The 23,806-nt window shown below is 68.3% G+C and carries 26 protein-coding genes and 1 pseudogene; 17 read left to right on the top strand and 10 right to left on the bottom strand.

What is annotated here, in order from left to right; translation table 11 throughout:
* Positions 1-72 precede the first annotated feature (72 nt).
* The 3 genes and pseudogenes from ACGFX9_RS27020 to ACGFX9_RS27010 form a co-directional block, all read left to right on the top strand.
* Positions 73-1,389: a lipase family protein gene (locus tag ACGFX9_RS27020; RefSeq protein ID WP_393477115.1), complete on the top strand. Its 1,317-nt coding sequence runs from the start codon at positions 73-75 to the stop codon at positions 1,387-1,389.
* Positions 1,390-1,564: 175 nt separating this feature from the next.
* A complete protein-coding gene (locus ACGFX9_RS27015) occupies positions 1,565-2,839 on the top strand; it encodes an MFS transporter (RefSeq protein ID WP_393477112.1) in 1,275 nt (424 codons plus the stop codon).
* A 105-nt stretch (positions 2,840-2,944) separates the two neighbouring features.
* Positions 2,945-3,148: pseudogene (locus tag ACGFX9_RS27010) on the top strand (hemin transporter); the annotation flags it as partial.
* A gap of 152 nt (positions 3,149-3,300) precedes the next feature.
* On the opposite strand, the gene ACGFX9_RS27005 reads toward ACGFX9_RS27010, so the two are convergent.
* Both ACGFX9_RS27005 and ACGFX9_RS27000 read right to left on the bottom strand, forming a co-directional pair.
* On the bottom strand, positions 3,301-3,666 hold the full coding sequence (locus ACGFX9_RS27005) for a darcynin family protein (protein ID WP_393477109.1): 366 nt from the start codon (positions 3,664-3,666) through the stop codon (positions 3,301-3,303).
* 81 nt (positions 3,667-3,747) lie between these two features.
* The gene (locus ACGFX9_RS27000; protein WP_393477106.1) at positions 3,748-4,641 is read right to left on the bottom strand and encodes an NAD(P)H-binding protein; all 894 of its coding nucleotides are present in this window, start codon (positions 4,639-4,641) and stop codon (positions 3,748-3,750) included.
* A 104-nt stretch (positions 4,642-4,745) separates the two neighbouring features.
* Between ACGFX9_RS27000 and ACGFX9_RS26995 the strand changes: the two genes are divergently transcribed.
* From ACGFX9_RS26995 to ACGFX9_RS26960, 8 genes are all read left to right on the top strand, one after another.
* Entirely contained in the window at positions 4,746-5,711 is a 966-nt protein-coding gene (locus tag ACGFX9_RS26995) for a LysR family transcriptional regulator (protein ID WP_393477562.1), read from the top strand.
* Positions 5,712-5,960: 249 nt separating this feature from the next.
* Positions 5,961-6,659 (top strand): hypothetical protein, encoded by a 699-nt coding sequence (locus ACGFX9_RS26990; RefSeq protein WP_393477103.1) that lies wholly within the window; start codon positions 5,961-5,963, stop codon positions 6,657-6,659.
* 203 nt (positions 6,660-6,862) lie between these two features.
* Positions 6,863-6,985: a hypothetical protein gene (locus ACGFX9_RS26985; protein WP_393477100.1), complete on the top strand. Its 123-nt coding sequence runs from the start codon at positions 6,863-6,865 to the stop codon at positions 6,983-6,985.
* A 100-nt stretch (positions 6,986-7,085) separates the two neighbouring features.
* Positions 7,086-7,628, top strand: a complete 543-nt coding sequence (locus ACGFX9_RS26980) for a DUF1707 domain-containing protein (RefSeq protein ID WP_393477097.1) — start codon at positions 7,086-7,088, stop codon at positions 7,626-7,628.
* Between the two features lie 257 nt (positions 7,629-7,885).
* Positions 7,886-8,572, top strand: a complete 687-nt coding sequence (locus tag ACGFX9_RS26975) for a hypothetical protein (RefSeq protein ID WP_393477094.1) — start codon at positions 7,886-7,888, stop codon at positions 8,570-8,572.
* Between the two features lie 343 nt (positions 8,573-8,915).
* Positions 8,916-9,377 carry an SRPBCC domain-containing protein gene (locus ACGFX9_RS26970; RefSeq protein WP_393477092.1) on the top strand — a complete coding sequence of 154 codons (462 nt, stop codon included), beginning with the start codon at positions 8,916-8,918 and terminating at the stop codon, positions 9,375-9,377.
* A 2-nt stretch (positions 9,378-9,379) separates the two neighbouring features.
* Positions 9,380-9,736, top strand: a complete 357-nt coding sequence (locus ACGFX9_RS26965) for an ArsR/SmtB family transcription factor (protein ID WP_393477088.1) — start codon at positions 9,380-9,382, stop codon at positions 9,734-9,736.
* Positions 9,737-9,750: 14 nt separating this feature from the next.
* Positions 9,751-10,194: an SRPBCC domain-containing protein gene (locus tag ACGFX9_RS26960; protein ID WP_393477086.1), complete on the top strand. Its 444-nt coding sequence runs from the start codon at positions 9,751-9,753 to the stop codon at positions 10,192-10,194.
* Positions 10,195-10,477: 283 nt separating this feature from the next.
* Here the strand turns inward: ACGFX9_RS26960 and ACGFX9_RS26955 are convergent, their stop codons facing one another.
* The 3 genes from ACGFX9_RS26955 to ACGFX9_RS26945 all read right to left on the bottom strand — a co-directional run bounded on the left by ACGFX9_RS26955 (position 10,478) and on the right by ACGFX9_RS26945 (position 12,596).
* Positions 10,478-11,044, bottom strand: a complete 567-nt coding sequence (locus tag ACGFX9_RS26955) for a cupin domain-containing protein (RefSeq protein ID WP_393477083.1) — start codon at positions 11,042-11,044, stop codon at positions 10,478-10,480.
* A 125-nt stretch (positions 11,045-11,169) separates the two neighbouring features.
* A complete protein-coding gene (locus ACGFX9_RS26950; protein ID WP_393477079.1) occupies positions 11,170-11,826 on the bottom strand; it encodes a GNAT family N-acetyltransferase in 657 nt (218 codons plus the stop codon).
* 539 nt (positions 11,827-12,365) lie between these two features.
* Positions 12,366-12,596: a GyrI-like domain-containing protein gene (locus tag ACGFX9_RS26945; RefSeq protein ID WP_393477076.1), complete on the bottom strand. Its 231-nt coding sequence runs from the start codon at positions 12,594-12,596 to the stop codon at positions 12,366-12,368.
* Positions 12,597-12,653: 57 nt separating this feature from the next.
* Here ACGFX9_RS26945 and ACGFX9_RS26940 point away from each other — a divergent pair, with 57 nt between their 5' ends.
* A complete protein-coding gene (locus tag ACGFX9_RS26940; protein WP_393477073.1) occupies positions 12,654-13,268 on the top strand; it encodes a class I SAM-dependent methyltransferase in 615 nt (204 codons plus the stop codon).
* Positions 13,269-13,610: 342 nt separating this feature from the next.
* Here the strand turns inward: ACGFX9_RS26940 and ACGFX9_RS26935 are convergent, their stop codons facing one another.
* A complete protein-coding gene (locus tag ACGFX9_RS26935) occupies positions 13,611-14,519 on the bottom strand; it encodes a LysR family transcriptional regulator (protein ID WP_393477070.1) in 909 nt (302 codons plus the stop codon).
* 70 nt (positions 14,520-14,589) lie between these two features.
* On the opposite strand from ACGFX9_RS26935, the gene ACGFX9_RS26930 reads away from it, so the two are divergent.
* The 3 genes from ACGFX9_RS26930 (at position 14,590) to ACGFX9_RS26920 (ending at position 17,788) form a co-directional block, all read left to right on the top strand.
* Positions 14,590-15,531, top strand: a complete 942-nt coding sequence (locus ACGFX9_RS26930) for an NAD-dependent epimerase/dehydratase family protein (RefSeq protein ID WP_393477067.1) — start codon at positions 14,590-14,592, stop codon at positions 15,529-15,531.
* 12 nt (positions 15,532-15,543) lie between these two features.
* Positions 15,544-16,428 (top strand): aldo/keto reductase, encoded by an 885-nt coding sequence (locus tag ACGFX9_RS26925; RefSeq protein WP_393477065.1) that lies wholly within the window; start codon positions 15,544-15,546, stop codon positions 16,426-16,428.
* Positions 16,429-17,128: 700 nt separating this feature from the next.
* On the top strand, positions 17,129-17,788 hold the full coding sequence (locus ACGFX9_RS26920) for a DUF4232 domain-containing protein (RefSeq protein ID WP_393477062.1): 660 nt from the start codon (positions 17,129-17,131) through the stop codon (positions 17,786-17,788).
* Here the strand turns inward: ACGFX9_RS26920 and ACGFX9_RS26915 are convergent.
* Positions 17,776-17,919: a hypothetical protein gene (locus ACGFX9_RS26915; RefSeq protein ID WP_393477059.1), complete on the bottom strand. Its 144-nt coding sequence runs from the start codon at positions 17,917-17,919 to the stop codon at positions 17,776-17,778. The two genes, ACGFX9_RS26920 and ACGFX9_RS26915, sit on opposite strands and share 13 nt — an antisense overlap.
* 176 nt (positions 17,920-18,095) lie before the next feature.
* Positions 18,096-18,767 (bottom strand): hypothetical protein, encoded by a 672-nt coding sequence (locus ACGFX9_RS26910; RefSeq protein WP_393477057.1) that lies wholly within the window; start codon positions 18,765-18,767, stop codon positions 18,096-18,098.
* 549 nt (positions 18,768-19,316) lie between these two features.
* On the opposite strand from ACGFX9_RS26910, the gene ACGFX9_RS26905 reads away from it, so the two are divergent.
* Positions 19,317-19,946, top strand: a complete 630-nt coding sequence (locus ACGFX9_RS26905; RefSeq protein ID WP_393477054.1) for a TetR/AcrR family transcriptional regulator — start codon at positions 19,317-19,319, stop codon at positions 19,944-19,946.
* A gap of 427 nt (positions 19,947-20,373) precedes the next feature.
* Here the strand turns inward: ACGFX9_RS26905 and ACGFX9_RS26900 are convergent, their stop codons facing one another.
* Positions 20,374-21,240, bottom strand: a complete 867-nt coding sequence (locus ACGFX9_RS26900; RefSeq protein WP_393477051.1) for a helix-turn-helix transcriptional regulator — start codon at positions 21,238-21,240, stop codon at positions 20,374-20,376.
* 212 nt (positions 21,241-21,452) lie between these two features.
* Between ACGFX9_RS26900 and ACGFX9_RS26895 the strand changes: the two genes are divergently transcribed.
* Positions 21,453-22,334: an SDR family NAD(P)-dependent oxidoreductase gene (locus ACGFX9_RS26895; RefSeq protein ID WP_393477048.1), complete on the top strand. Its 882-nt coding sequence runs from the start codon at positions 21,453-21,455 to the stop codon at positions 22,332-22,334.
* Between the two features lie 103 nt (positions 22,335-22,437).
* Here ACGFX9_RS26895 and ACGFX9_RS26890 read toward each other — a convergent pair whose 3' ends face one another.
* Positions 22,438-23,592: a N(5)-(carboxyethyl)ornithine synthase gene (locus ACGFX9_RS26890; protein ID WP_393477046.1), complete on the bottom strand. Its 1,155-nt coding sequence runs from the start codon at positions 23,590-23,592 to the stop codon at positions 22,438-22,440.
* Positions 23,593-23,806 lie beyond the last annotated feature (214 nt).

The following is a 23,806-nucleotide window of genomic DNA, read 5'->3' as shown; positions in this document are numbered from 1 at the left end:
TGGCCGTATTACTGACGGGTCAGTACGGTGCTGCCCAACCCCCCTTGCCCACAGGAGAGTTGGGAGAGCTGCATGATGTCAGCCTTACGCAGACGACCGGTGGCCGCGGGTGCCGTCCTCGCGGTGGCGGTGCTCGGGCTCCCCGGGTCCGCCGCCGCGCAGAGCGCGCACGCGCCGACCGGTGGCCCAGGCGCGATCCCCTCGGCCCACTCCGCGGCGCAGACCGACGGGCAGGCCCGCGGCGCCTCCAAGCACCGGAGTGACAAGCACCCAGGTCAGAACAGAAAGCACCCGGGAAAGACGCCGGGGAAGAAGACCGGCCCCGGCAAGATCCTCAGCTCACAGCCGTCCTCGTTCCAGTACACGCCGGGCGTTCCGACCCCCACCAAGGCCTGGAAGATCACCTACCGGTCGACGTCCGCCGACGGGCGGCCCAACGCGGTCTCCGGCACCGTGATCGTTCCCGACGACGGCAGGGTCGCCCCGCGCCCGCTGATCACCTACGCCGTCGGCACGGTCGGCCTCGGTGACAAGTGCGCGCCGTCCGCCGGATTCCCGGGCGGCACGACCGCCGAGGCGCCCCTCGTCAACGCCGCGCTGGTACGGGGCTACGCCGTCGTCGTCACCGACTACGAAGGCCTGGGTACCCCGGGCGACCACACCTACATGGTCGCCAAGGCGCAGGGCAGCGCCGTCCTCGACGCGGCGCGCGCGGCCCAGCGGCACCCCCAGGCAGCGAAGTACGGCGTCTCCGCGGACGCGCCCGTAGGCATCATGGGCTACTCGCAGGGCGGCGGCGCCAGCGCGAAGGCCGCCGAGATGGCCGCGACCTACGCTCCCGAGCTGAGGGTCAAGGGAACGGCGAGCGGCGGCGTTCCCGCCGATCTCACCAAGGTCGCCGACTCGCTGGAGGGAGGGGACAGCGCCGGCTATCTGCTCATGTCCGCCGTCGGCCAGAACGCCGCCTATCCGGCCCTGGGGCTCGACAAGTACCTCAACAAGGAGGGCCGCAAGCTCGCCAAAGTGGTACGAAGCGAGTGCGTCGGTACGGTCCTGGAGGCTGGGCGCGGCAAGTCGATCGAGGACGTCACGACCTCCAACCCGCTGGACCGGCCGAACTGGCAGAAAGCCATCGCCAAGCAGCTGATCGGCACCAAGCGGCCCTCAGCGCCGACGTTCCTCTACCACGGGGACGCGGACGAGACGATCCCCTACGCGGTCGGGCAGAAGCTGCGAGCTGACTGGTGCGCGAAGGGGAACGCCGTGGAGTGGAGGTCCTTCGCCGGGCAGTCCCATGTGGGGACGGCGATCCAGGGCAACGGCCCAGCACTTGAGTGGCTGGGCCGACGCTTCGCCGGCGAGCCCACATCCGGAAACTGCGGCACCTGAACCAACGGCGGCCCGCCCCCTCCGCCGCCGTCCACGGACGGTGGCGGAGGAACCGGCGGGGAGCGGATACGCGTCATCGGATGAAATCGAATGCTGCCTCGGTGACAGACAGGTGGGAAGGCTGCCGAATCCAGCGCCCGCATAGCCTCGTATGACCGCTGCTAACCTGCGCCCCATGATCAAGGGGAGATCAGCCGGACGACTGGCTCGCATAGCGGGAGACAACAAGTCGGAACGAGTGCTGATCCTGGCCAGCTTCGTGAACCGAGTCGGCAATGGCCTCTTCAACTCGGCATCAGCGCTGTACTTCACCTTGGTCGTGCGTCTCCCGGCAGCGCAGGTGGGTCTCGCCCTCACCGTCGCAGGATTGATCGGTCTGCTCGCGGGGATCCCGGGAGGCCATCTCGCCGACCGACGAGGCCCTCGTACGATCATGATGCTGGCTCTCGCCGTTCAGACAGCGGCAATGTCTGCCCTCGTCTTCGTGGAGAGCTGGGCCGCTCTCGCGGTCGTCGCCACCATCGACCAGCTTGCCGCCTCCGCCGCGGGAGCGGCGTGGGGAGCCCTCGTTGTCCGGGCCGGAACGGCTCAACCCGCACTCTTCCGGGCAAAGCTGCGTACGTATGTCAATTTGGGTGTCATCCTGGGCACTGTCGGCGCCGGACTCGCGGTAGCAGCCAATACCCGCACCGCTTACGTAGTGCTGATTGTTGGCAACGCGGCCAGCTTTGCACTCTGTGCCCTCCTCCTGTTTCTGCTTCCCCACTACAGATCGTTGCCGCCCCCGTCGCGGCAGCGCCGCTGGATTGCGCTCACCGACCGTCCTTTCGTCACGTTCACAGCCCTCTTCGGGGCCATGGGACTGCAATATCCAGTGGTGTCCTTGCTGCTGCCGATCTGGATCTCGCAACACACGGACGCACCACGCTGGACCGTGGCAGCGGTAGCCGCGATGAACGCCGCCGTCTGTGTTCTCCTGCAGACCAGAATCGGTTCCCGCATCGAAACCCCTCGCGACGGCGGCCGGGCGTTTCGCACGGCTGGGCTCCTCTTCTTGGTCAGCTGTCCGCTGATGGCCCTGACCGCGCACGCTCCGATGTGGGTGGCCGCCGGCCTCGTTGTCGCGGCGATCTGCATCCATAGTCTCGGGGAAGTATGGGAGTCCTCGGCCGGATTCGCTCTGGGATTCGGCCTTGCGCCGGACCACGCCCAGGGGCAGTACCAAGGGCTTCTCGGCCTTGGCTTCAGCGCAGGCCAGGCGCTGGCCCCGGCCGTCCTCACCACCCTCGTGCTGGGACTCGGTACTACTGGCTGGCTGCTCCTTGGCGTGTTCTTCGCGGCAGTGGGCGCTGCAGGCCCACCGCTTGAGCGCTGGGGCATGCGGACCCGATCCGGGCAGGGAGCGCCAAGGGGGGATGCCGGCGCGGAGCCCGACGAAGCACATGCTTAACCGCGTCTGTGAACCGCCGCGGGGTCTGACTGAGGCGATGCCGCACGGGCTCGTCCCAAGTGCGGTCCTGCGAACGTAGTTTGGACGACAACGCTTCCTTCAGTCGACGTCGCGTCCTACCTGCTGCGCCCCGCCGACAGCGGCTCGGCGCCCGCGTTCAAGGCCGGACAGTATGTCTCTGTCCGGGGCGAACTGGCCGACGGAGCACGCCGGATACGCCAGTACAGCCTCACCGGCGCGCCCTCCGCCACGACCCGCTCCATCGCGGTCAAGCAGGTCGCAGGTCCCCCCGGTTCCGACCCTGACGGGGCGTCGTGCACGCCGAAGCCCTGCCTCCGGTCCGTGTCGGCACAACGGAAGGGGTGGCGCCGCAGGGCGGGGCAGAAGAGTGGCGGACAACTCGGCCGGGGCCCGGACCGGGCCGTCCGCACACGGCGGCGCGTCGCGGAGCGGGCGGTGTATCAGGTGGTGATGGTGGCTACGGGGTCGAGGCCGTAGGCGCGGGCGTAGCCGTTCTCGGTGCCGACGAGCAGGTCGACGACCTCGAAGTAGCGGTCCCAGAAGGGAGTCTCTCGCAGCGCGTCGATGAGGAGCTGGTAAGCGTGGTGATCGTCTGCTTCCCAGACCCAGATGTCGGTGACGCGTGCCGAGTAGAACTCGGTGTCGTAGAAGCGTGACCGTACGCCGGTGGTCTTGGCCTCGATCGCGGGGACGACCTGGGTGGTGAAGGCGTCCACCCGTTCCTGGACGGTCATGGCAAGCCATTCAGGTGTGGTCTTGACGAGTATGAAAGCGGTCACCATTGCTTCGGCTGCTTCGGTGGGCATGACGGGGTCCTTCCCAAGTGGCGGGTGGTCTCGATGTGGTGGGCACCACGGATCTTGGTGATGCTCCGAAGGGCGTGAGGGTCAGGACAGGACGGCGGGCTTGAGGGTTTGGGCGCACCACTGCTCGAAGGTGGTGGGAGTGGCGGTGTCCGCGGTACGGGTGACACCGGCGTCCAGGCCGTTGTCCTTGGCCTGCTTCATGTCGGCGATGCCTTGGACGAACGCCTCGTCGAGGCCGTAGCCGACGAGAGTGGTGAGCAGGTCCTCCAGCGGCTGGCGCTCGTAGCGGACGGGGCGGCCCAGTTGCTCGGTCATGATGCGGGCCAGGTCGTTGGGGGACAGGTCCTCGGGCCCGAGAACCGGAACGTCGCCAATGCCGGTCCAGGAGCGGTCCAGCAGCAGGCGGGCGGCGACGGCGGCGATATCGGCGACGGCGACGAGGGGAGCCTTGCGGTCGGCGTCGACGGAGTCGGTGAAGACTCCCTTCTCGCGGATCGAGTCGGTCTCCTCCAGGAGGTTGTCGAAGAAGGAGGGGTTGGCAAGGGCCCGGTAGGCGACGCCGGTCTTCGCGATGAGGTCGTCCATGGCGAGGGAGGCGGTGACGAGTCCGGCGCGGTCGGCGACCGCGGTGCCGCGGCCGAGCGCGGAGACGCCGACGACGTGTCCGACGCCGTGGGCTGCGAGCGCCTTCGCGGCGGGGCGGGTGAAGCCGCAGTAGGCGTCGGTCGGGGCCAGAGAGGAGTCCGGGGGAACGAGCCAGAAGACGGCGTCCGCGCCCTCGAAGGCCCGGTCGACGACCTCGGTGTCGCCGTGCGAGCCGATGACTACCTCGACGCGTTCGCGCACCGCGTCAGGGAGCCGGGCGGGGTCGCGTGCGATCACCCGCAGTTCCTCGCCGTGGGTGGGGGCGGCGTCCAGGAGTAGGGGCAGCAGGTGGCGGCCGATGTTCCCAGTGGGAGCAGTGATGACGATCATGAAAACCTCGCAGGTCGTGCCGGATCGGTACGCCCTTCATCCTGCTGAGAACCACGGCAATGCCACAATGGGAACTTCAGCACGCAATCATTGCCTGAAATGGAATTACCCTGGTGAATAGCGTGAACAGCTCCTCTGATCCGGCCATCGACGCCAACCTCGCCGTCGCCCTCGACGCCCTGCTGACGGAGCAGAGCGTCACGCGCGCCGCCGCCCGCCTGCACACCTCCCCGGCAGCCATGAGCCGCACCCTCGGACGCCTGCGCCGCATCCTCCAAGACCCCCTCCTGGTCCGGGCAGGGCAGACCATGGTCCCCACTCCGCGCGCCCAGGCCCTGCGCGACGAGGCCGCTGCGGTGGTGCGCAGCCTGGGAGTACTGCTCACCCCCGGCACCGTTGTCGACCCCGCCACGCTGCGCAGCACGTTCACTCTCCAGGCCGCCGACCTGGTCGGGGCGGCGCTGGCCTCCGGCCTGCTGCGACTGACCCGGGAAGAGGCGCCAGGGATCTCATTGCGGTTTCGGGCAGAGGAGTTGGAGGCTGGACCGGCACTCCGCGACGGCCGGATCGACCTGGAGATCGGCTCCATCGACCACGTCGATCCCGAAACGAAGGTCGAGAAGCTGCTCACCCTGCGGATGGCGGCGGCCGTCCGGTCCGGTCACCCCCTGACCGAGGAACCCCTGACCCCGGCCCGGCTGGCTGCCGCCGACCATGTCGTGGTCAGCCGCCGAGGTCGTTTCACCGGCCCTCTCGACACCGCCCTTGCCGAGCGCGACCTTCGCCGGCGGGTCGCTGTCGTCCTCCCCAGCCATCTGGCCGCGATGGCCCTCGCCGCCCGCAGCGACGTCGTCTGCCTGGTCCCCGCGGCACTCTCCGGCGCGGCTCCCTCACCCCTCACCGCCGACGCCACCGCCCTCGGCCTGCACCTCCTCGACATCCCCCTGCCTCTGCCACCACTGACCATCGGCATGGCCTGGCACCCCCGCCAGGACGCCGACGGTGGCCACCACTGGCTCCGCGACGCCGTGCGCCGGGTACTTGGCGCATCTGGAGAGACGACCGCCTGACGTCTTCGATGAGATGGAAAGGATGCTCGGGTTGGCCGAGGCGGCGGGCGAGCCCGTCACTGTCACGTTCATGTGGGAGGGGCATGAACAGGCGGGCGTTGGGCCCCCACGGCCTACCCGGCGAGTGACACCGGGGACGAGAACGAGACCGAAACCGAAAAGCCGGAACTGGCCCACCCGGCGGACTTCGGCGCGTTCACGCTCTTTCGCCGTCGCATAAGAGGGCGCACGGCGGTCGCACGCGGCGGTGTGGTGGTAGCCGAGCTCCTGGACCCCGACGAGGCGGGGCTCCCGCCGGAGTACCGGCAGTATCTGGAGATCCTGGTGCTGGTCGACGGCCCCGAGCACACCCGGTTGCGCACCCATGTGATGCGGGCCTTCGCACCGCGACGGATCGCCGCGTTGCGGCCCCGGATCGAGCGCATCGCCTCGGAGCTGTGCGATGAACTCGCCGCCAAGGGTGAGGAGTTCGATCTGCTGCGTGGATTCGCGTATCCGGTGATGACCCAGGTGATCTGCGACATCATCGGGGTCGAGGCGGAACACCGGGTGCAAGTGAGCGGCTGGATCCAGGACTACGAGTCGGGGGAGCCGGACCGATTCTTGCCCGGCATCGACCACCTCACCGCGTGTATCGACGGCCTGCTCGATCGCCGCGCCGCCGTACCCGGCGAGGACCTCGCCTCCGATCTCCTGCGCTCCAGCGCCGAAGCGGCTGCGGACCAGCAGCTGAACCGCCAGGAAATGATCGCGCTGGTCTTTCTGTTGATCAATACCGGGATCGCGCCGCCCGCGTTCTTCCTCACCGACGCCGTGCTCGCCCTCCTCGAACACCCTCAGGAGGTAGTCCGGTTGCGTGCCGACCCCGACTTGTTGCCGCGCGCCGTCCAGGAGTTGCTGCGGTATGTCTCCGCGGTCCGGGTCGGTGCCACTCTGTACGCCACCTAGGACGTGGAACTCGGCGGGGTTCCGGTGCGCCGCGGCGAGGGCGTCACCAGCGGTCTGCTCGCCGCCAACCGTGACCCGGACACCTTCGCCGAACCTGCCCGGCTCGACCTGGCCGCGAGACGGCGCGTGGCGCCGGGCACATCGCCTACGGCCACGGCGTCCACCGGTGCATCGGCGCCGCCCTCGCCAACCTGCAGACCGAGGTGATCCTCGACCAGCTGCTACGGCGCGAGAGCCTGGCCCTCGCCGTCGAGCGCGACGCCGTCGAGAGGATGGGCTTCGCGGGCGACGGCACCTATCCGATGGCACTGCCGGTCAGGTTCTGAGGCAGGACACAGGCAGAGAAGTACAGGCGGCAGACTCCCGGGCCCGCCCGCCGCGGATCTCCCCGCTTTCGTATCGCCAGCCCAGCACTAAGGTGAAAAGGTGACCGCCTTGCCGCAAGACCCGCCGCCACCGGTCAGCGAAGACGACCGGGAAACCGCCGTGCGGCGCCTACAGGAGGCGTACGCCCAAGGGCACATCTCGCACGAGGAGATGGACGAACACCTCCACCAGGTGCTCACCGCCAAGACGCACAGTGATCTCGCACCAGCGCTGGCCTCGCTCCCGGCGGAGAAGCCGGACACCACGTCCACCATCGCCGCCGCCGGCGGACGGATCCAGCGGCGCGGCGCATGGCGAGTACCTCGGAGCCTCAAGGTCGAGTCCGCATTCGGAAGGGTGCACCTGGACCTGTCCCAGGCGGTCATCGAACATCCGGTGGTAGACATCGAGTTGCAACTCGGCACAGGCAGGGCCCGGATCACGGTGCCTCGCGATGCGATCGTCGACATCGAGGATCTGCACACCGGGTGGAAGGACACGCGCTACAAGCCCCGGAGGGTCTCCCGCCCCGACGGGCCGACGATCCGCATATCCGGAGCCATGGGGTACGGACGGTTGAGGATCCGCCACGCGTGGCGTTGAGGCCTCGTCGGGGCGGGGGCGGCGAACGGGGGTGCTGCGATTTCCGGCCCGTGCATCATTCGCGTATCAAGCCCCCGTCAGGAGTGGGGCCCAGCACCGTATAGATCGCGTAAGGGGTGGGCCCCGATGATCGGAAATGGGCAGAACGTGACGGCACTTGGCAGCTCGTGGTTACTGGCCTAAGCGACGTCAGACCGTCTCCGCGCTACCGATGACCGTGCCGATCAGTGCGACCCGGTCCGCCTATGATCTTTGGTATGGCGAAGCGTAAGGTCCGGCGACGTGTCCGCAAGCTCCTGGGCGAGGACCCCATAGCCCTCGTCTGGTGCGAGCTCCACAAGCCGATCCCCACCCCGCCCAAGGGCGTTCACCGCTCTGCGGGCGGCGGGCGGCTGAAATCGCGGCATCACTGGCTGTTCTACGTCGGGGCGGTGGTGTTCTGCTTCATCGTCGTACCGGTGATCCTGATCGACCAGCTCGGCAAGAAGATCGATCAGCTTCTGTTGAGGCGGGAGCCGGGGTGGCGGGCGAGCCGTCCGCGGCGCCAGAGGGGGTCGCGTTCCACCCGTGGTCACGCTGAGGGGAGCGAGCCGGAACCCGATCCGACCAACGGTGTGTTCGACGGTGACTGGGATCTGACCGCAGGCCGGTTGCTGCTGCGGTGGTACGGCGACTCGCCAAGTCCCCGGCGCCTGGTCATGCTCACGCGCGACCGGGTCTGCGTGGCCGCATCCCCGCGCCGACGGCTGTCGCCCACCCGGGCGGACGACTTCAGGACGGTTGCGGAGTTCGGGCTGGACCACGCTCGCCTCGAAGGCGAGGCAGACCAGCCGCGCGGGTTTGCCACCTTGCGGATCTGCTTCCAGGACGGTTCTTGGCTGGAGGTCGGCCGACTGGCCGAGCCGGAAGACGCCGATCATTTTCTGCGTACCATCAACGGCTGATCGATCTGTCGTCCAGCTCTTGGACTTCGACATGGATATCCCGACAGATGCCCGTTCCTGTCTCTGCAGGGGCTTTGAGCCGTTGGGTCCACAGTGGAATGTCACTCGCGCGAGCCAGAGGCTCGTTGCGGTAGTCGCTGCAGACGGAGCGCTCGGACGGCTCTCGGGTCTCCGCGCGCATCGCCGCAGTGAATGGCCATCGTCCGTTCTCGCCGCCGGGCCGGGGCTTGTGCCAACGATCAGTCGCCGAACTGGGCCACACCATCGCGCAACTATTGGTTGCGCATGCCTGAAGGATGCGGCTAGGCTGATGTGCAACCAAACGTTGCGGAAGGTGGAGGTCATGGAATTCGGAACGATCGAGCGGGAGATCCACATCGACGCCTCACCCGAGGTCGTCTTCGACGTGGTGAGCAGCCCCGAGCATCTGCGCGAGTGGTGGCTGGACGAGGCGGAGTTCCCGGCCGTGCCCGGGGGAGTGGGGCGGATCGGCTTCGGGGACGTCTCGCAGGACGGCACCTGGGTGCAGTTCGCGGTCGTCGACGCCGTGCCGCCGCGGCTTTTCTCCTTCCGGTGGACTCACGAGGAGGGGGAGTCAGCCGCCTCGGGCAACTCGAACCTGGTCGTCTTCGAGCTCTTGCCCGCCGGGGCAGGGACGCGCCTGCGGATGATCGAGAGCGGCTTCCGCGAGCGCGGCTGGGACGAGGCGAAGGTCTCAGCCAAGTACGCCGAGCACGTCACCGGCTGGGACTTCTACCTGCCGCGGCTGCCGGTGTACGCCGCGAAGGTCGGAGCGGGTGCGTAAGCGTGATGGTGGACGACGACCTCTGGTCAGCGGTCGGCGACCCGACCCGGCGCCGGATGCTCGACCTGCTGCTGAGCGAAGGCAGCGGGACGGCGACCAGCCTGAGCGCGCACCTGCCGGTGACCCGTCAGGCGGTCGCGAAGCATCTCCTCGTGCTTGACCAGGTCGGCCTGGTGCACGCCACCACCGCCGGCCGCGAGAAGCAGTTCCGCGTCGATCAGGTCCAGCTCGCCCGCGCCGTCGCCCAGCTCGCCGACGTCGGTGCTGCCTGGGACTCCCGTCTCCAGCGCATCAAGCGCATCGCCGAGACGATCCAGCGCGGCAAGGACACGCACAACGAGACCGAGCAGGAGCAGTAGAGAGGGGCACGGAGATGGCAGACATCCTTCACCGCATCGGCGTCGAGCAGTCCTCACCGCAGGAGGTGTACGACGTGCTGACCACTTTGGACGGCTTGTCCGGCTGGTGGACCGAGAAGACGTCGGGTGAGGCCGACCTCGGCGGCGTGATCGAGTTCCGGTTCGGGCCGGGCGGGTTCGACATGAAGGTCGCCGAACTCGATCCGGGCTGGCTCGTCCGCTGGGACGTCGTGGACGGACCCCAGGAGTGGATCGGCACCAGCGTGCAGTGGGACCTCCGTCAGGACGGTGATTACACGATCGTGCTGTTCAAGCACCAGGGCTGGCGTGAGCCGGTCGAGTTCATGCACCACTGCAGCACCAAGTGGGGCACCTTCCTGATGAGCCTCAAGCAGTTCCTCGAGACGGGGGAAGGCGCCCCCGAGCCACGCGACGTGAAGATCAGCGACTGGCACTGACCCGGCGACGACGAGAGCCGAGGGCCCACGACGGCGCCGCCCAGCAGGCCGGTCAGCGCGCCGCCCCGCCGATGAGCAGGGAGGGAGGAGGACATCGACGGCGTCGACGGTGCTGTCACCGCCGAATGCCTTCTGCCACCGCCGTCGGGACCACTGCGCGAACAGGCACCCCGGCCTCACGTACGGGGCCAGGACTCCGGCCCGCAGAACCCGACGGACATCGGACGCCCGCCTGAGAACGGCAGCTGTGCGGCAAACGGATGGGTGTCACGTTGAGCATGTGTCAGTGGACTGGGGGCTCCGCTTGCTCTCTTGTCTTCTCTTCGTCCGCCCGACCTGTCTCGAAGTCGAAGTCCTCCACGAAGTAACTGTCGTGCCGGATACGGAATTCCTTGAGCTCCTCGGGGTCGCGCTGCGACATCTCCGCGACCCGCTCGAAGTACTCCTCGCGCGGGGAGCCCGGGGAGAAGAGCATGAGCATGGAGACGGGGTGGTCGGTCACGTTCTTGAAGGCGTGCAGACCGCCGACCGGCACGTACAGGAAGTCTCCCTCACGACCTGTGACCCACTTCTCCCCGTTGAAGAGCTCCAGTTCACCGGAGAGGATGTAGAAGGACTCCGACATCGCCCGGTGAAAGTGTGTCTTCGCACCGGCGGACCGCGGGCCCAACACCCCTTTGTACAGACCGAACTCGCCCCCCGTTGACTCCTGCGTGGCGAGGTAGCTGGTGGAACCGCCGGGCGAGGAGACCTCCGGCGGGGTATCGGCTGGGCGGAAGGCCGCGTTCACCTCGCCCTTGGCACCGTGGTAGCGGGGCTCCGGGTACTGCATGTTCTCGAGGTACGACATCAGGCGCTCCTTGTCGGCGGGTTCACCGCAAGAGTGCGCGCCGCAGCCGGGGTGCCGCATCGGGCCTGCGAAGGATCGTCGCAGGCCCCCGGATGAGGTCCAACGACCTAGGGCCCGTTCTGAGTTCAGATCATGTGGTGGGTTGGTGGCTCGTACCAGAGGCTGGTCATGGGGGAGTGCATGGTCCAGCCCAGTGAGGAGTAGAGCGCCCGGCCTTCGGGCGTGCCGACCAGGAGGCCAGTGGTTGCACCGGTCTCGTACGCGGCGCTTTGCAGTGTGCGCATCACCAGGCCGCCGAGTCCCTTGCGCTGGTGCTCGGCGGCGGTCTCGACCTGGTCGACGACGACGTGGGCGCCTGCCTGGGCGATCTGTCCACGGGCGGCGAAGTGCCCATCGCGCGTGCGGACCAGTACTCGGCTGACGCCGCCTCGGGTCCAGCTGGTGAGCGTGTAACCCGCCGGCACCTGTGGGCGCTCCGGTGCTAGGTGGCAGGTCATCAGGAAGCCGGGGCTGTCGCGTCGCCAGTCCGGTCCGACCCAGGGCAGCACTGCCTGGTCCTCGGCGAACAGCTTCAGCCATGTCCCGGGCGCGTTCGTCGCGGCGACGATCTTGCGCACATCGCTCTCGGAGGGTTCCGGCAGTACGTGCCGGGCGACGTGCTTGGGCTGCCCGACGTCGATCGTCCATCCCCACGGTTCGTCGATCGGGTCCGAGCTGCCGCGGGAGATGACCCAGCCGTTGATCCACATTCGCACGAGCTCACTGATTCTGGTGTCCGGCATGGCCGCCCGTCCCCTGAACTGTAATAGGTGATAGCGAAGAATGAACCTTACGTGACAGGGGTGGGATTTGACCATAAGAGCAGGTCGCTCGGCCAAGGACCACGAGCGATCGCCGCCCACCGGTAGCCGCGGGAACTGCCCCGACTTCAGACAGCGGCGGCGCCCGACCCCGACGAGGGGACGGGCGACGTGACTCGCGAGAAACGCCGCCGCGTGCGCCGCCGCCGCAAGGCCCGGCTTCGCGCGGCCGAGATGGGGCGCTCGCGCGGCGGGCTGACGAGCGGGTCAAGTTCCGTGGTTCGGCGGGCCGGCCTCGTCCGCGCCCGGACGCGATCGCCGGCGACCAGGCGTACGCCCCCCCGCCAACCGCGCCGACGCCGGATCAGGGGAGCCATCCCGGAGAAGCCGACCAGACGCCGCCAGCCAGACCGCCGCCAGCCGCAGGAAAAATGCCTCGCGCGGCTGCCGTCCCCTCACGCACGACGCGTCGGCCTCAACTTCACTCGCGGGCATAGGCCTCCGCTGACACGCGACGTCACTCAACCGGATTGCGCTTCTACGGGTTGCCGTAGAACCGTCTTGAGCTTGGCGGGGTCGGTCCTGCGTGGGTCGCTGAGGTAGATCTCGTGGTGCAGCCCCGCCTCACGCAGGTTGTTCGTGGGCAGGTACTCGTGGTGCAACTTGGTCAGGATCGGTGTCTCGTCGTCGTAGGGGCCGACGTGGAGGACCTGGGCGCTGGTGCCCTCGTGCAAGGTCCCGCTCGCAGGCATTTCAGGTAGCTGAGCACTCGCGCTGCTCAGCTGCCTCAGGCGTCTACCCTGTCTGTCATGAGCCGTTGGGAAGAGCTGACCGGCGGGACGTCCGGAGAAGACTATGCCGCCCGGTTCGCTGCCCTGGCGGGCAGCGGCAAGGACACGCACGGGGAGGCCGGGTTTTGTGCCACGCTGGTGCCCGCCGGGGCGCGGGTGCTGGATGCCGGGTGTGGTACCGGCCGGGTCATGATCCGGTTGGCTGAGCTCGGCTATGACTGTGTCGGGGTCGATCTCGATGCTTCCATGCTGGCCGTGGCACGCAGGCAGGCGCCAGAACTGCCCTGGATCCAGGCCGACCTGGCCACGTTCGAACCGGCCGAGCTTCATGTGGGGGCGGGCTTCGACCTTGTGGTCGCCGCCGGCAACATTTTCCCGCTCCTTGCTGCGGGTACAGAGGCCGCGGTGGTCGGCAACTTGGCCGCAACCCTGCGCCCAGGCGGCCTCATGGTCGCCGGATTCGGCTTGGACGAAGCGCATCTGCCGGTACCGCCCGCCATCAGCCTGCCGGAGTACGACGCCTACTGCGCCGCGGCCCATCTCACCCTCGTCGACCGCTTTGCGACGTGGGACGCCCACCCCTACGAGGGCGGCGGCTATGCCGTCAGTGTCCATCGGGTGCATCGCGGCTGACGATCTCCGGGGTCCCGCAGGGGGGCCGCCGCTGATGTCGGCGGGGCCTTGCCCGGAGTGGGACGTTGCCCTGCTCCTGGGCACAGGCCACAGGCGGATGACGGACACCTCGCCTCAGTCTCGCTGACCTGCACCGCGCCGACCGCGCCGATCGCGAGTCACACCTGCGCGCACCGAGTCGGCGTCGGGCTTCCGCGGTCCGACGTGTAGCGCACCGCCGTCCAACTAGCTGAGCGAAGTGTCCTGCCCGAGGCGTTCTCAGCCCTGAGCGACAGGCGGTGCCAGAGCCGCGGACTTCCTCAGCTACGTACAAATGAATGAGGCCGGATCGTGCTGTGTGCCTCAGGTTGCGTCCAGCGCTGCTGCTTGTCCCTGGAGTGCCTGGATCAGGGTCATGACCTGGGGGTGGTTGCGGCGGAGGATGGTGGCAACTCCGATGTGCCGGGTCGGAGTTGGCGGCGCGATGGGGATGGTGCGTAGTCCTGCTATCTGCGGGGTCTGCGCGATGGAGGGGATCAGCGAAATTCCCATGCCCGCGGCGACGAGTGAGCGGGCGAAGAAGTAGTCGGTTGTCGTGCCGCGCACCTCCGGCTCGAAGCCGGCACGTTCGGCGTAGCGCCGCAGGTACGTCTCGGTCTTGAGGCAGCCGAGTACCCAGGGTTCGGCGGCCAGTTCACCGATGTCGAGTGACTCGCGGTCGGCCAGGGGGTGGGCGTTGGGCAGGACGACATGCAGGGGGTCTTCCATGAGTGCCGTCCAGGCCAGGCTGGAGCTTGAGCCACGCTGACCGGGCAGCGGGCCATCGAAGTGGTAGGCGAGTGCGAGGTCCACGGCGCCCTGGCGAACCAGCGGCAGGCTGTCTTCGGGCTCGGCTTCCCTGACGTGGACCACGGTGTCGGGATGAGTGGTGGTGAGGCGGGCGAGCGCCCCTGGCAGCAGGAGCCTGCCCCCGCTGGTGAAGGTGGCGATGGTGATCTGGGAGCGCCCGCTGCCGAGTTGGTCGACTCGCTGCTTGGCGTGTACGAGCTCCGCGGCTACCGACTCGGCAGCCCCGACCATGATCCGGCCGGCCGGCGTGAGGGTCACGCCGCGGGTGCTGCGCGCGACGACCTGCGCACCGAGGCTGCGTTCGAGAGCGGCGACGTGCTGGGAGACGGCCGAGGGGGTGAGGTGAAGAGCTGTCGCTGCCTGGTTGAAGCTGCCGTGTTCGGCCACAGCCCGCAGGACCCGGAGCCGCTGCACATCGATCAACAGTATTCCTTAATACGTATCCAGTAAGTGGGCACTTCTGCTGATGACTTTAGGTCTCCAGGATGGGGGCATGGCAACTATTTGCGTGATCGGCGGAAGCCGCTACTTCGGCAAGCTCCTGGTGCAGCGCCTGCAGGCGAGAGGCCACCGGGTCACTGTGATCAACCGCGGCTCCATCCCGCCGCCGGCAGGAGTCGAGCACCTCGTCGTCGACCGCGATGACGAGGCTGCCCTGATCGCCGCGCTGGGCTCCCGCAACTTCGATGTGGTCGTGGACCAGGTCTGCTACACCCCGGTGCAAGCCGCCATCGCCGCCCGTGTCTTCAGCGGCCGTACCCGGCGCTACGTCATGACCTCCACGATCGAGGTCTACGATCCGGCGACCGCCGCACTGCCTGCCCTCCCGCCCGGGACACCGGTGCCCGAGGAGACGGTGGATCCGGCCACGTGGCTGGTGCGGACGGACCTTCCCTGGCACGACGCCGCGTATCTGCAGGCGCATTACGCCGAGGGCAAGCGCCAGGCGGAGGCCGTCTTCGCGCAGCATCACGGGTTCGGCTTCGCCGCCGTGCGCAGTGCCCACGTACTCGGTGGCGGCTCCCAGGAGTTCACCGGCCGGCTGGCGCACTACATCGAACGCATCACCCAGGGCAGGCAGATCATCGTGCACGCCGAGGCGCTGCCCTCAGTCTTCATCCACTACCAAGAACTGGCGGAGCTGTTGGAATGGGCGGCCACGGCCACCGACTTCACCGGCCCGGTCAACGCCAGCTCCGACGGCCCACTCGATGCCCGCGCCCTGAGTGCTGTGGTCGCCGCACAGGCCGGCAGGGAGCCCCTCTACCGCAGCGTCGCCGCGGGCGAGCCGGCCTCACCGTTCTCCTTCGACCGCCACTACGCCATGAGCAACGCCCGCGCGAAAAAGCTGGGTTTCTCCTTCTCTCACACCACCGACTGGCTCCCCGGCGCCGTCGCCGAAGCCCTCAACACATCCACCGCCCCCACCAGCTGAGGACCGGACACCATGCGATCCCGCCCCATCGGCCATACCTCCGTGAGCGCCATCGGCTTGGGCGCCATGCCGCTGTCCATTGAGCACCGCCCGGACGAACAGCAGGCGATCGCCACCATCCACGCCGCCCTGGACGCCGGAGTCACGCTCATCGACACCGCCGACAGCTACCACTGGCACGCCGACGAAACCGGCCACAACGAACTCCTCATCGCTCGCGCCCTGGCCCGCTACGGCGGCGACATCTCCCACCTGCTCGTCGCGACCAAGGGTGGCCGCGGCCGTCCAGGCGACGGCAGCTGGACCGTCACCGGCGCCCCCGCCCACCTCAAGCGTGCCGCCGAAGGTTCCCTGAAGCGTCTGGGCGTCGAGGCCATCGGCCTGTACCAGCTGCACAAGCCGGACCCGGCCGTGCCCTGGGCGGATTCCGTGGGCGCGCTGCGCGAGCTGCTCGACGCCGGCACGATCCGGTCCGCTGGGATCTCTAACGTCACCACCGCCCAGATCCGTGAGGCCCACGCGGTCCTCGGCGACGGCTTGGTCTCCGTACAGAACCAGTACTCACCCGCGGTCCGCGACAGCGAACCCGAGCTGCGGCTGAGCACCCAGCTGGGGCTGGCCTTCCTGCCCTGGAGCCCACTGGGCGGCATTTCCCGAAGCTCCCTCGACGGCGCCTCCCGCCCGACCGCTGTGAGCACCGCCTTCCACCGCATCGCGGCCAGGCACGGTGTCAGCCCGCAGCAAATTGCCCTGGCCTGGCTGCTGACCCGCTCCCCGGCGGTGATCCCGGTGCCGGGAGCCAGCCGCCCGGCGTCGATCCAGGACTCTGCCAAGGCGGCCGAGCTTGAGCTGAGCTTGGCGGAGCAAACGGAGTTGGAAGACGCACTGCCCAGTTGAGTCCGGCGCCACTCGTCGACCGGTCGACGGGCGAAGTCGACGCTCAGCCATCACAGGTGAACACGGCGAGCGCCAGGACGCCGTGTGGCCGCCTCCTCCTGGCTCCGTTTCCGGATGCGACCGCTGGACGAAATCCTCGGCTTCTCCAAGCGAAGCTGTACTTCCGATCTCGACGGAGCGCGTCGGGCACTCGCGGCTTCTGGCGCAGAAGGCCGTCGGCGTCGTACTGCTCGGTAAAGCCACACAGCAGGGCCGACGCACATGCCCCCTGGCCGGTTGCTGCCGCACGCCTCGCACATCCCGCGGTCGACTGGGGACGCCACCGGTTGTGGTCAAGGCCGGCTGGGTTACGGGTCTGTCCCAGCGGACGGCGGCTGTAACAGGTGCGGAACGGCGGCGGGAACTGCCGTCCCGGTGGGCGGCGGTGTGACCCGGCGCGGTGCGGCACACCGTTTCGGGCCCGTTTCCCGCGCCGGACGGCGGCCGGGGGTGGGGCGAGCGCGGGTGGGGTGTGCCCAGGGGCGATGCGCGTGGTGCGCGTGGTGCACGTGGTGCGTGCTTTACGTGTAACAGGAATGTATTAGGGGGGAGTTGGGCGGAACGGCTAGCCGGGCGGGCGGGTCTTGGTGATCAGAAGCGCCGGCTCGTACCGACTCCGACCGAGCGGCCGGCGCCCCCAACCGATACCGAGGAAGAAACGATGCGCGTTCACAAGCTCACCTTCACCGCCATGGCCATTGCCGCGGGTCTCTCGCTCACGGCCTGCAACGGCGATGACAGCTCGGCACAGAGCGACCCGTCGTCCGCGGCCACCGCGTCTTCCGAAGGCGGCGGTTCGGAGTCGGGCAGCTCGGATCAGGGCGGTGAGAAGGACTCCGCCGCCAAGAGCTCGGGCGGGCAGGGCACGGCCGCCGGGAGCGGCTCGAACGAGAGCGGCAGCGTCGACAAGTGCCGCACCGACAATCTGGAGATCACGGCGACGGACACCACCATCGACGGCGACCCCGAGGGATCCGTCGCGGTGACGCTGCACAACGGCGGCGGCCGGGACTGCGCGCTGTCCGGGTTCGCGGGTGTCGACCTGAAGACCAGTGAGGGCGCCCTGTCCGCAGAGCGCAGTGGTCAGCCGGCCGGCCGGACGATCCTCAAGAACGGGAAGTCGGTGTCCTTCGGCATCACCTACCCGATGAACGAGTCGGGCGGTTCCGGTGTCAGTGTCACGGGTCTTGTGGTGACCCCGCCGGGCGAGACGAAGTCGTACTCCCTCAAGTGGCCGGGCGCCGGGACGTTGCCCGTCACCGACGGCGCCGGCTCCCCGGTGAAGGTCGGCCCGATCGGCAGCGCCGGTCAGGGCGGCTGACCGGCAGGCGTTGCTGACCCGCGCGTGTTGAGGTCGACGGCATCCAGCACGCTGCTGGCGAACCCGCCCACCTCGCCCCGCGACAACACGTCTTCAGCCGTCATCACGTGACGCAGGTTGGAAGCGATCACTTCGGACAGCGAACGAATTCCTCCGACTGCGGCCAAGCCCTGCTGCGGCGAGCCAACAGCAAGCTACGGCCGCCCCGCCCCGCCCCGCCCCGCCCCGCCCCGCCCCGACGTGCGCGACGCGGCGATGGAGCTGGTCGCCGCCCCGGAGTGAGTGGTGGAGTCTTACGTCGGCGGGATCACGGATGGTGCAGCAGAGCGTGCAGCGGATGAGCGGTTGCGTGCGCGGCGGGTCGTGTGAGGTACAGGGTCGTGTGGAAGCGGCCGTCGGTCTCCTTGCCGCGGGGATCGTCGCCCGCCGCGGTCACGGCGGCGATGGCGTACTGCTGTTCGTCGATGTCGGTGAAACGCCTCTGCGGGTACGTGCGGGACGTGTCCTTCTGCGTGGTCAGGCCGAACCGGGCCAGACAGTCGGCGATGTCCTCGTAGGAGCTGGTGCGCAGCACGAAGGCGGCCACCCATGGCGGCTCCCGCCTGCCTTCCAGCAGCGGCTGGAAGGTGCGTTCGGACAGGAAGCTCGCCCCGCCGGTCACGGTGATCAGGCGGGTGCAGCGGGTGGCCCGGTACAGGGCCGGGCTGGGCGGGGCGGCTTCCATGTTCTCGGCGAACCCCGCGCTGAGCAGGCCGACCGCGCGGCCGTAGGCGACGGCTGGCGCGGCGATGTCGAGGCCGATGACGGGCACGGCGTCCGGGCGGCGGCGCGCCGCGTAGTACCTGCGGTCCACGTCGATCAGTTCGGCGGTCGTCATGCCGGCGACCTGCGGCGAGGTGTATCGGTCGTACAGCTCCTCCAGAGTCACATGATGGTTGAGCAAGGCCGCGTTGATGCCGTACGAGCAGCAGATGTCCAAGACCGTGGCCTGTGTCCCGGCATCCTGACCGGCCGGGCCCCTGAGGTCTTCGGGAAAGCCGGCGGAAGGCAGGAGGCGGCGGAAGACACTTTGGGCGTGATGGGGTGTCTGATAACCCAGCGACCCCAGAGTGGCGAAGTATGGCCGTGGGTCCGGTTGGCTGTAGATGTCGTCGAAGCGGGTCATCTGCGTTGGTTCGCCCGACCCGTGATGGTTCCGCGCCGTGGTCACCAGGGTTGCCTCCTTAGGTGAATGAGGCAGGCATAGTGCATTGCGCTGTCGGAGGGAAGGTCGCTGGGACGTGCGCCTCCACGGTTTCAGCCAGGTGAGGATCCAGACGCTGGTCCGCCGCAGGGTCCAACTGGCGTGCTCAAGGGCCACTTACAGCGCTCAGTCACAAACAGTGTGACTGAGCCCTCTGCGTCTATGAGGTGCAGGACGTCTGGACCGCCGGACTCGGCGAAGCTCACTCCCTTCATACGGTCGACCGTAAGGCTAACGGTTAGTATTTAAAAACAGTTGCACCTTTGTATTTGATAGTGTCAGCGCATGACCGTGCCGACCGGACGCCGTGAACGCAAGAAGGCCGCGACCCGCCAGAAGATCGCCGACACAGCCCTCCGGCTGTTTCTGGAGCGCGGGTACGACGCGGTGGGCATCCGTGACGTGGCCGCCGAGGCCGACGTCGCCGTGACCACGCTCTTCTCCCACTTCGCCTCGAAAGAGGCCCTGGTGTTCGAGCAGGATGAGAACTTCGAGCAGCGCCTCACGCGCGCGGTCACCGACCGGGCGCCGGCGGAACCGCTCATGCCGGCACTGCGCCACGAGATCCGGGCCATGGTGCGGCACTGCACGGCGGACGGTGCCGCTCCGATCTACAGCATGATCGTCGAGTCGCGTGCCCTGCGGGAGTACGAGGACTCGATGCGGCTGCGCCACGCGGACTCCCTGGCCGCAGCCATGGCCGCGGACCCCGGCCTGGCAGCGACCCCGACGGCCTGTCGGGCGATCGCGCGCTTCGTGATCGACGCCTACGCGCTGGGCCGCGAGGCGGCCGATCCGGACGCCGCGGTTGGCGAGATCTTCGAGATGATCGAAGCGGCCTGGGAGGCCACCCGCCCCGCAGGATGGGGTGCCGCTGTTGTTCATCGAGATGGACAACTGCCAGGAGTTGGCTGAGGAGATCGCGGACAAGTTGGAGAAGTACGCCCGGTTCTTTCGTTCGGCGGAGGGTGAAGGACAGCGACGGCGTGGAGCGGCCGATGTGGCGCACCCGCTGGAGCGTGTCGGAGGGTCGGTCTGCCGATGTGCCGCACCCGCCGGTGTTGCTGGTGTTCAACCCACACTGGCGCCCGCGACCCAACCGCGCGGTCCCGCGCCTGTAAGAACTCACCGAGGCTCAACCCACGTCCGGACGAGGGACTCTCGGGTCCCGACATGGGTTCCGGCGTACTGCTCGGCACATGACGACTCGGCTTGGATTGACGCTGCGGTGAATGGGGCCGCGACTCGTCGTCGGCGGCATTGATCGCCGCGCTTCCGCTCTCACATCTCAGCAGCAGCGTTCAACGAGGGGCTCTGCAGCCCCGTTCGGCGGTTTCGCAAGTCAACTCGTCTCGCTCCGACCCGCCGGCCTGCTGGACAGTCGCTGGTTTCCGATAACTGACAGCAATTGCAACTTGTCATAGCTGTCCGTGCCGGGCGTAGCCGTGAAGGTGAGGAGGGCGTGTGCCTGGTCGGGGTCGAGGAGTATCTGGCAGTGGAGGGTGAGTTCTCCGACCTCGGGATGGACCAGGCGTTTCTCGTCGGTGAAGGTGAGACCGATTTGGTGATCGTTCCAGATGGCCGCGAACTCCTCGCTCTCGTCGAGGAGCCGGCGAGCGAGGGCGGCGGCTTGCGCGTGCGGGCCCTGCTGGGCCGCGACGCGACGTAGTTGGGCAGTGAAGACGCGCCCGTTGGCCGCGTGGTCGGCTGCGGGGTAGATCAGCCTCGATGAGGGGTCGGTGAACCACCTGTAGACATTGCTCCGGGCCAGGCCGGTGTAGTGGGTCTGCTGGCCGAAGAGCGCCACGGCGGGCGGGGTCTGGACGAGGGTCTCGCCGACACTGCCCATGATCTGTGCGGGGGTGTCCTGAAGCCGGTCGAGGATGCGCATGAGCCCTGGACTTATGTGCTCACTGCGAAGGACGCGTCCGGGTATGCCAAGGCCCGTGAGCAGGAAGAGGTGATCGCGTTCCGCCAGGGACAGGCGCAGTCCGCGTGAGATCGCCGCGGCCATCTGCTCCGAGGGCCGGGGGCCCTTCCCCCGTTCGAGGCGAGCGTAGTAGTCGGTGGACATGCCGGATAGTTCGGCGACTTCTTCCCGGCGCAGTCCACGGGTACGTCGTCGGGGGCCCCGCGGCAGCCCGACGTCTTCGGGTTGCAGGGCCTCCCGGCGGCTCCGGAGGAATTCCGCGAGTTCCAAGCGGTCCATGCTCTCTCTTTTCCCGCAACGCTGAGGTACTGCTGTCTCCCTCACCAGTATCGCGCTGGTATCCGAGGCTATCCACGGCCTGCCGGTCAGTGGATAAGGGAGCCCTTGTTCCGTGCCGCCGAGCCAGGTCGACTGGGTGCCGACGGCCCAAAGGCCGCAGAAGGCGAGCGCGGCCCACTCGACTGGCCTGCGCCGGAACGAGGGGAAACACCATGACGAAATGGACCGCAGCTGATCTGCCCGACATGTCGGGACGCACCGTGGTGATCACAGGTGCGTCGGGCGGTATCGGCCTGATCACCGCGCGAGAACTGGCCCGAGTGGGGGCGAACGTCGTCCTCGCCGTCCGGACGGTGAGCAAGGGCCAGGAGGCAGCCACCAAGATCCCGGGACGCACCGAGGTCCGCGAGCTGGACGTGTCCGACCTCGCCTCCGTTCGGCGATTCGCGGACGAGTGGACGGGCCCGATCGACGTCCTGATCAACAACGCGGGAATCATGAACGTACCGCTGACACGCACGGCCGACGGGTTCGATTCGCAGATGGCGACCAACTACATCGGGCCGTTCGCATTGACCAACCTGCTCCTGCCCCACATCAGGGACCGGGTCGTCTCCGTGTCCTCGCAGCTGCACCGGCTGGGCAAGCCGCAGGTGGAGGACCTGACCGGACGGAACCGGCCCTACAAGGGCCTGAACGCCTACTACGACTCGAAGCTGAACGTCGTCCTGTTCTCCACCGAACTGCAGCGGCGCCTCACCGCGTCCGGCAGTACGGTCAAGTCGATCGTCGCGCACCCCGGCATCGCCTCCACGAACCTGGTCAGTCACACCCTCTCCGGCAGGATGATGTTCGGCTCTCTGAGGTTCTTGCTCAACGATGCCGAGCACGGTGCCCTGCCGTCGCTTTTCGCCGCGACGCAGGACATCCCAGGAAACTCCTACGTGGGCCCGAACGGGCTCGGCAGCGTCAAGGGCTACCCCAAGATCCGCAAGCCTGCCACCGCCGGCCTTGAGACCAGGACGGCCACGGAGCTGTGGGCCCGCACCGCCCAGCTGACCGGCACCGGATCGCAGCTGCCCACCACGGCTTGACGACGCGCTCCAAGCTCCGCCCTTGCTCTTGCCCTTGCCCTTGCCCGGGCGTCTGGTCGACGGCGTACCCGGTGTGGGTGTGCCGTCGACCAGCGGCGCCGGTTCAGAGCAGAGCGTGTGGGTACTGTTCGGCGCGGTGCTGGAAGGCCAGGACTGCGGGGTTTTGGATGGTGCCGCCGCGGATCTCGATCGCTCGGTGAATCGTGCGGTCACCGTCCCAGCCGGCCGGGCCTTCGAGGACCGGTCGCAGGAAGGGGATCAGTGCCTCGCTGTTCTCCCAGGTGGCGGCATCCCACAGGTAGGAGGGGCTGTGGTCCACGGCGTAGTAGTGGACGTGGTCGCCGACGGTGAACATCGGCTCGGTGAAGGTGGTAGGCCGAGCCCAGGCGAAGCCCATGCCCTGGTCGCAGGAGACGTCGATGATGAGGGTGCCGGGTGCGAGCTTGGGCAGGTCCTCCTCCAGCAGGAACATCAGCGGCGCCGCGGTGTCCTGGAGCACACAGTTGACGATGATGTCGTGCCCGGCGAGGAAGTCGGCCAGCGGTTCCGGACCGTCCTCGGTGAGCGCGACGCTGCGCCGTGGGTCGAGGGTGTCGTCGGCCGTGTCGTGGTCGAAGTGCACGATCCGTGCGGAGTGGATCGGTGAGCTGACGGCGGCGATGCCGCGGGCAGTCAGCACGTCGACGTCGTGAACGCCCAGCGCGCTGAGCGCGGTTACCGCGCCGCGGGCGGTGGCGCCGAAGCCGATCACCACCGCACGCCGTCGGCGCCCGTAGTCACCGGTCGCGCCGGTCAGCTGCATGGCATGCAACACCGAGGAGTAGCCGGCCAGTTCGTTGTTCTTGTGGAAAACGTGCAGGCTGAAGGAACCCTCCCGGGTCCAGTGGTTCATCGCCTCGAAGGCGATCACCGTGAGCCTGCGGTCGATGGCGGCCTGCGTGACCTTCTCGTCCTGCACGCAGTGCGGCCACCCCCACAGCACCTGCCCCTCCCGCAACTCCGCCAGGTCCTCGTGCATAGGTTTGGCCTGCAGGATGACGTCACACTCCGCGATCAGCTCCTCGCGTGAGCGGAAACCGGCGACCCACGGTGCAAGCTGACGGTCCGGCACACCGAAGTGCTCCGCGTAACCGGTCTGCAGATAGATGCTGGGCCGAAGGTCGGCGTCGATGCGTTCGAAGTGCGCTGGGTGGATCGGCAGACGGTGTTCGTTCTCTTTGCGCGTCTGCGACATGATTCCGAGCTTGAGCTGCTGCAAAATACCCCTCTGATTACTACCTGTCTAACACACCCCGGAGCCAGAGGGCTTGGATGGCAGTGTTCCTTTGGGTCGGCGCCCTGATGAACACCCACCTCAGGCGCCTTCAGCTGACAAGCCGGGGAACGCCGGTCCGGGCTTCGGGCACCGGGGCCTGGCTAGGCATGCGGGCCGCTGGGCGGCGAGAGTGGCGGGCGTCAGGGCGTCAGGGCGT

Source organism: Streptomyces sp. NPDC048436, assembly GCF_043200355.1.
In the GTDB taxonomy this organism is placed as follows: domain Bacteria; phylum Actinomycetota; class Actinomycetes; order Streptomycetales; family Streptomycetaceae; genus Streptomyces.
Note: the sequence above shows the minus strand (reverse complement) of the source record. Positions and strands in the feature narration are given on the sequence as shown.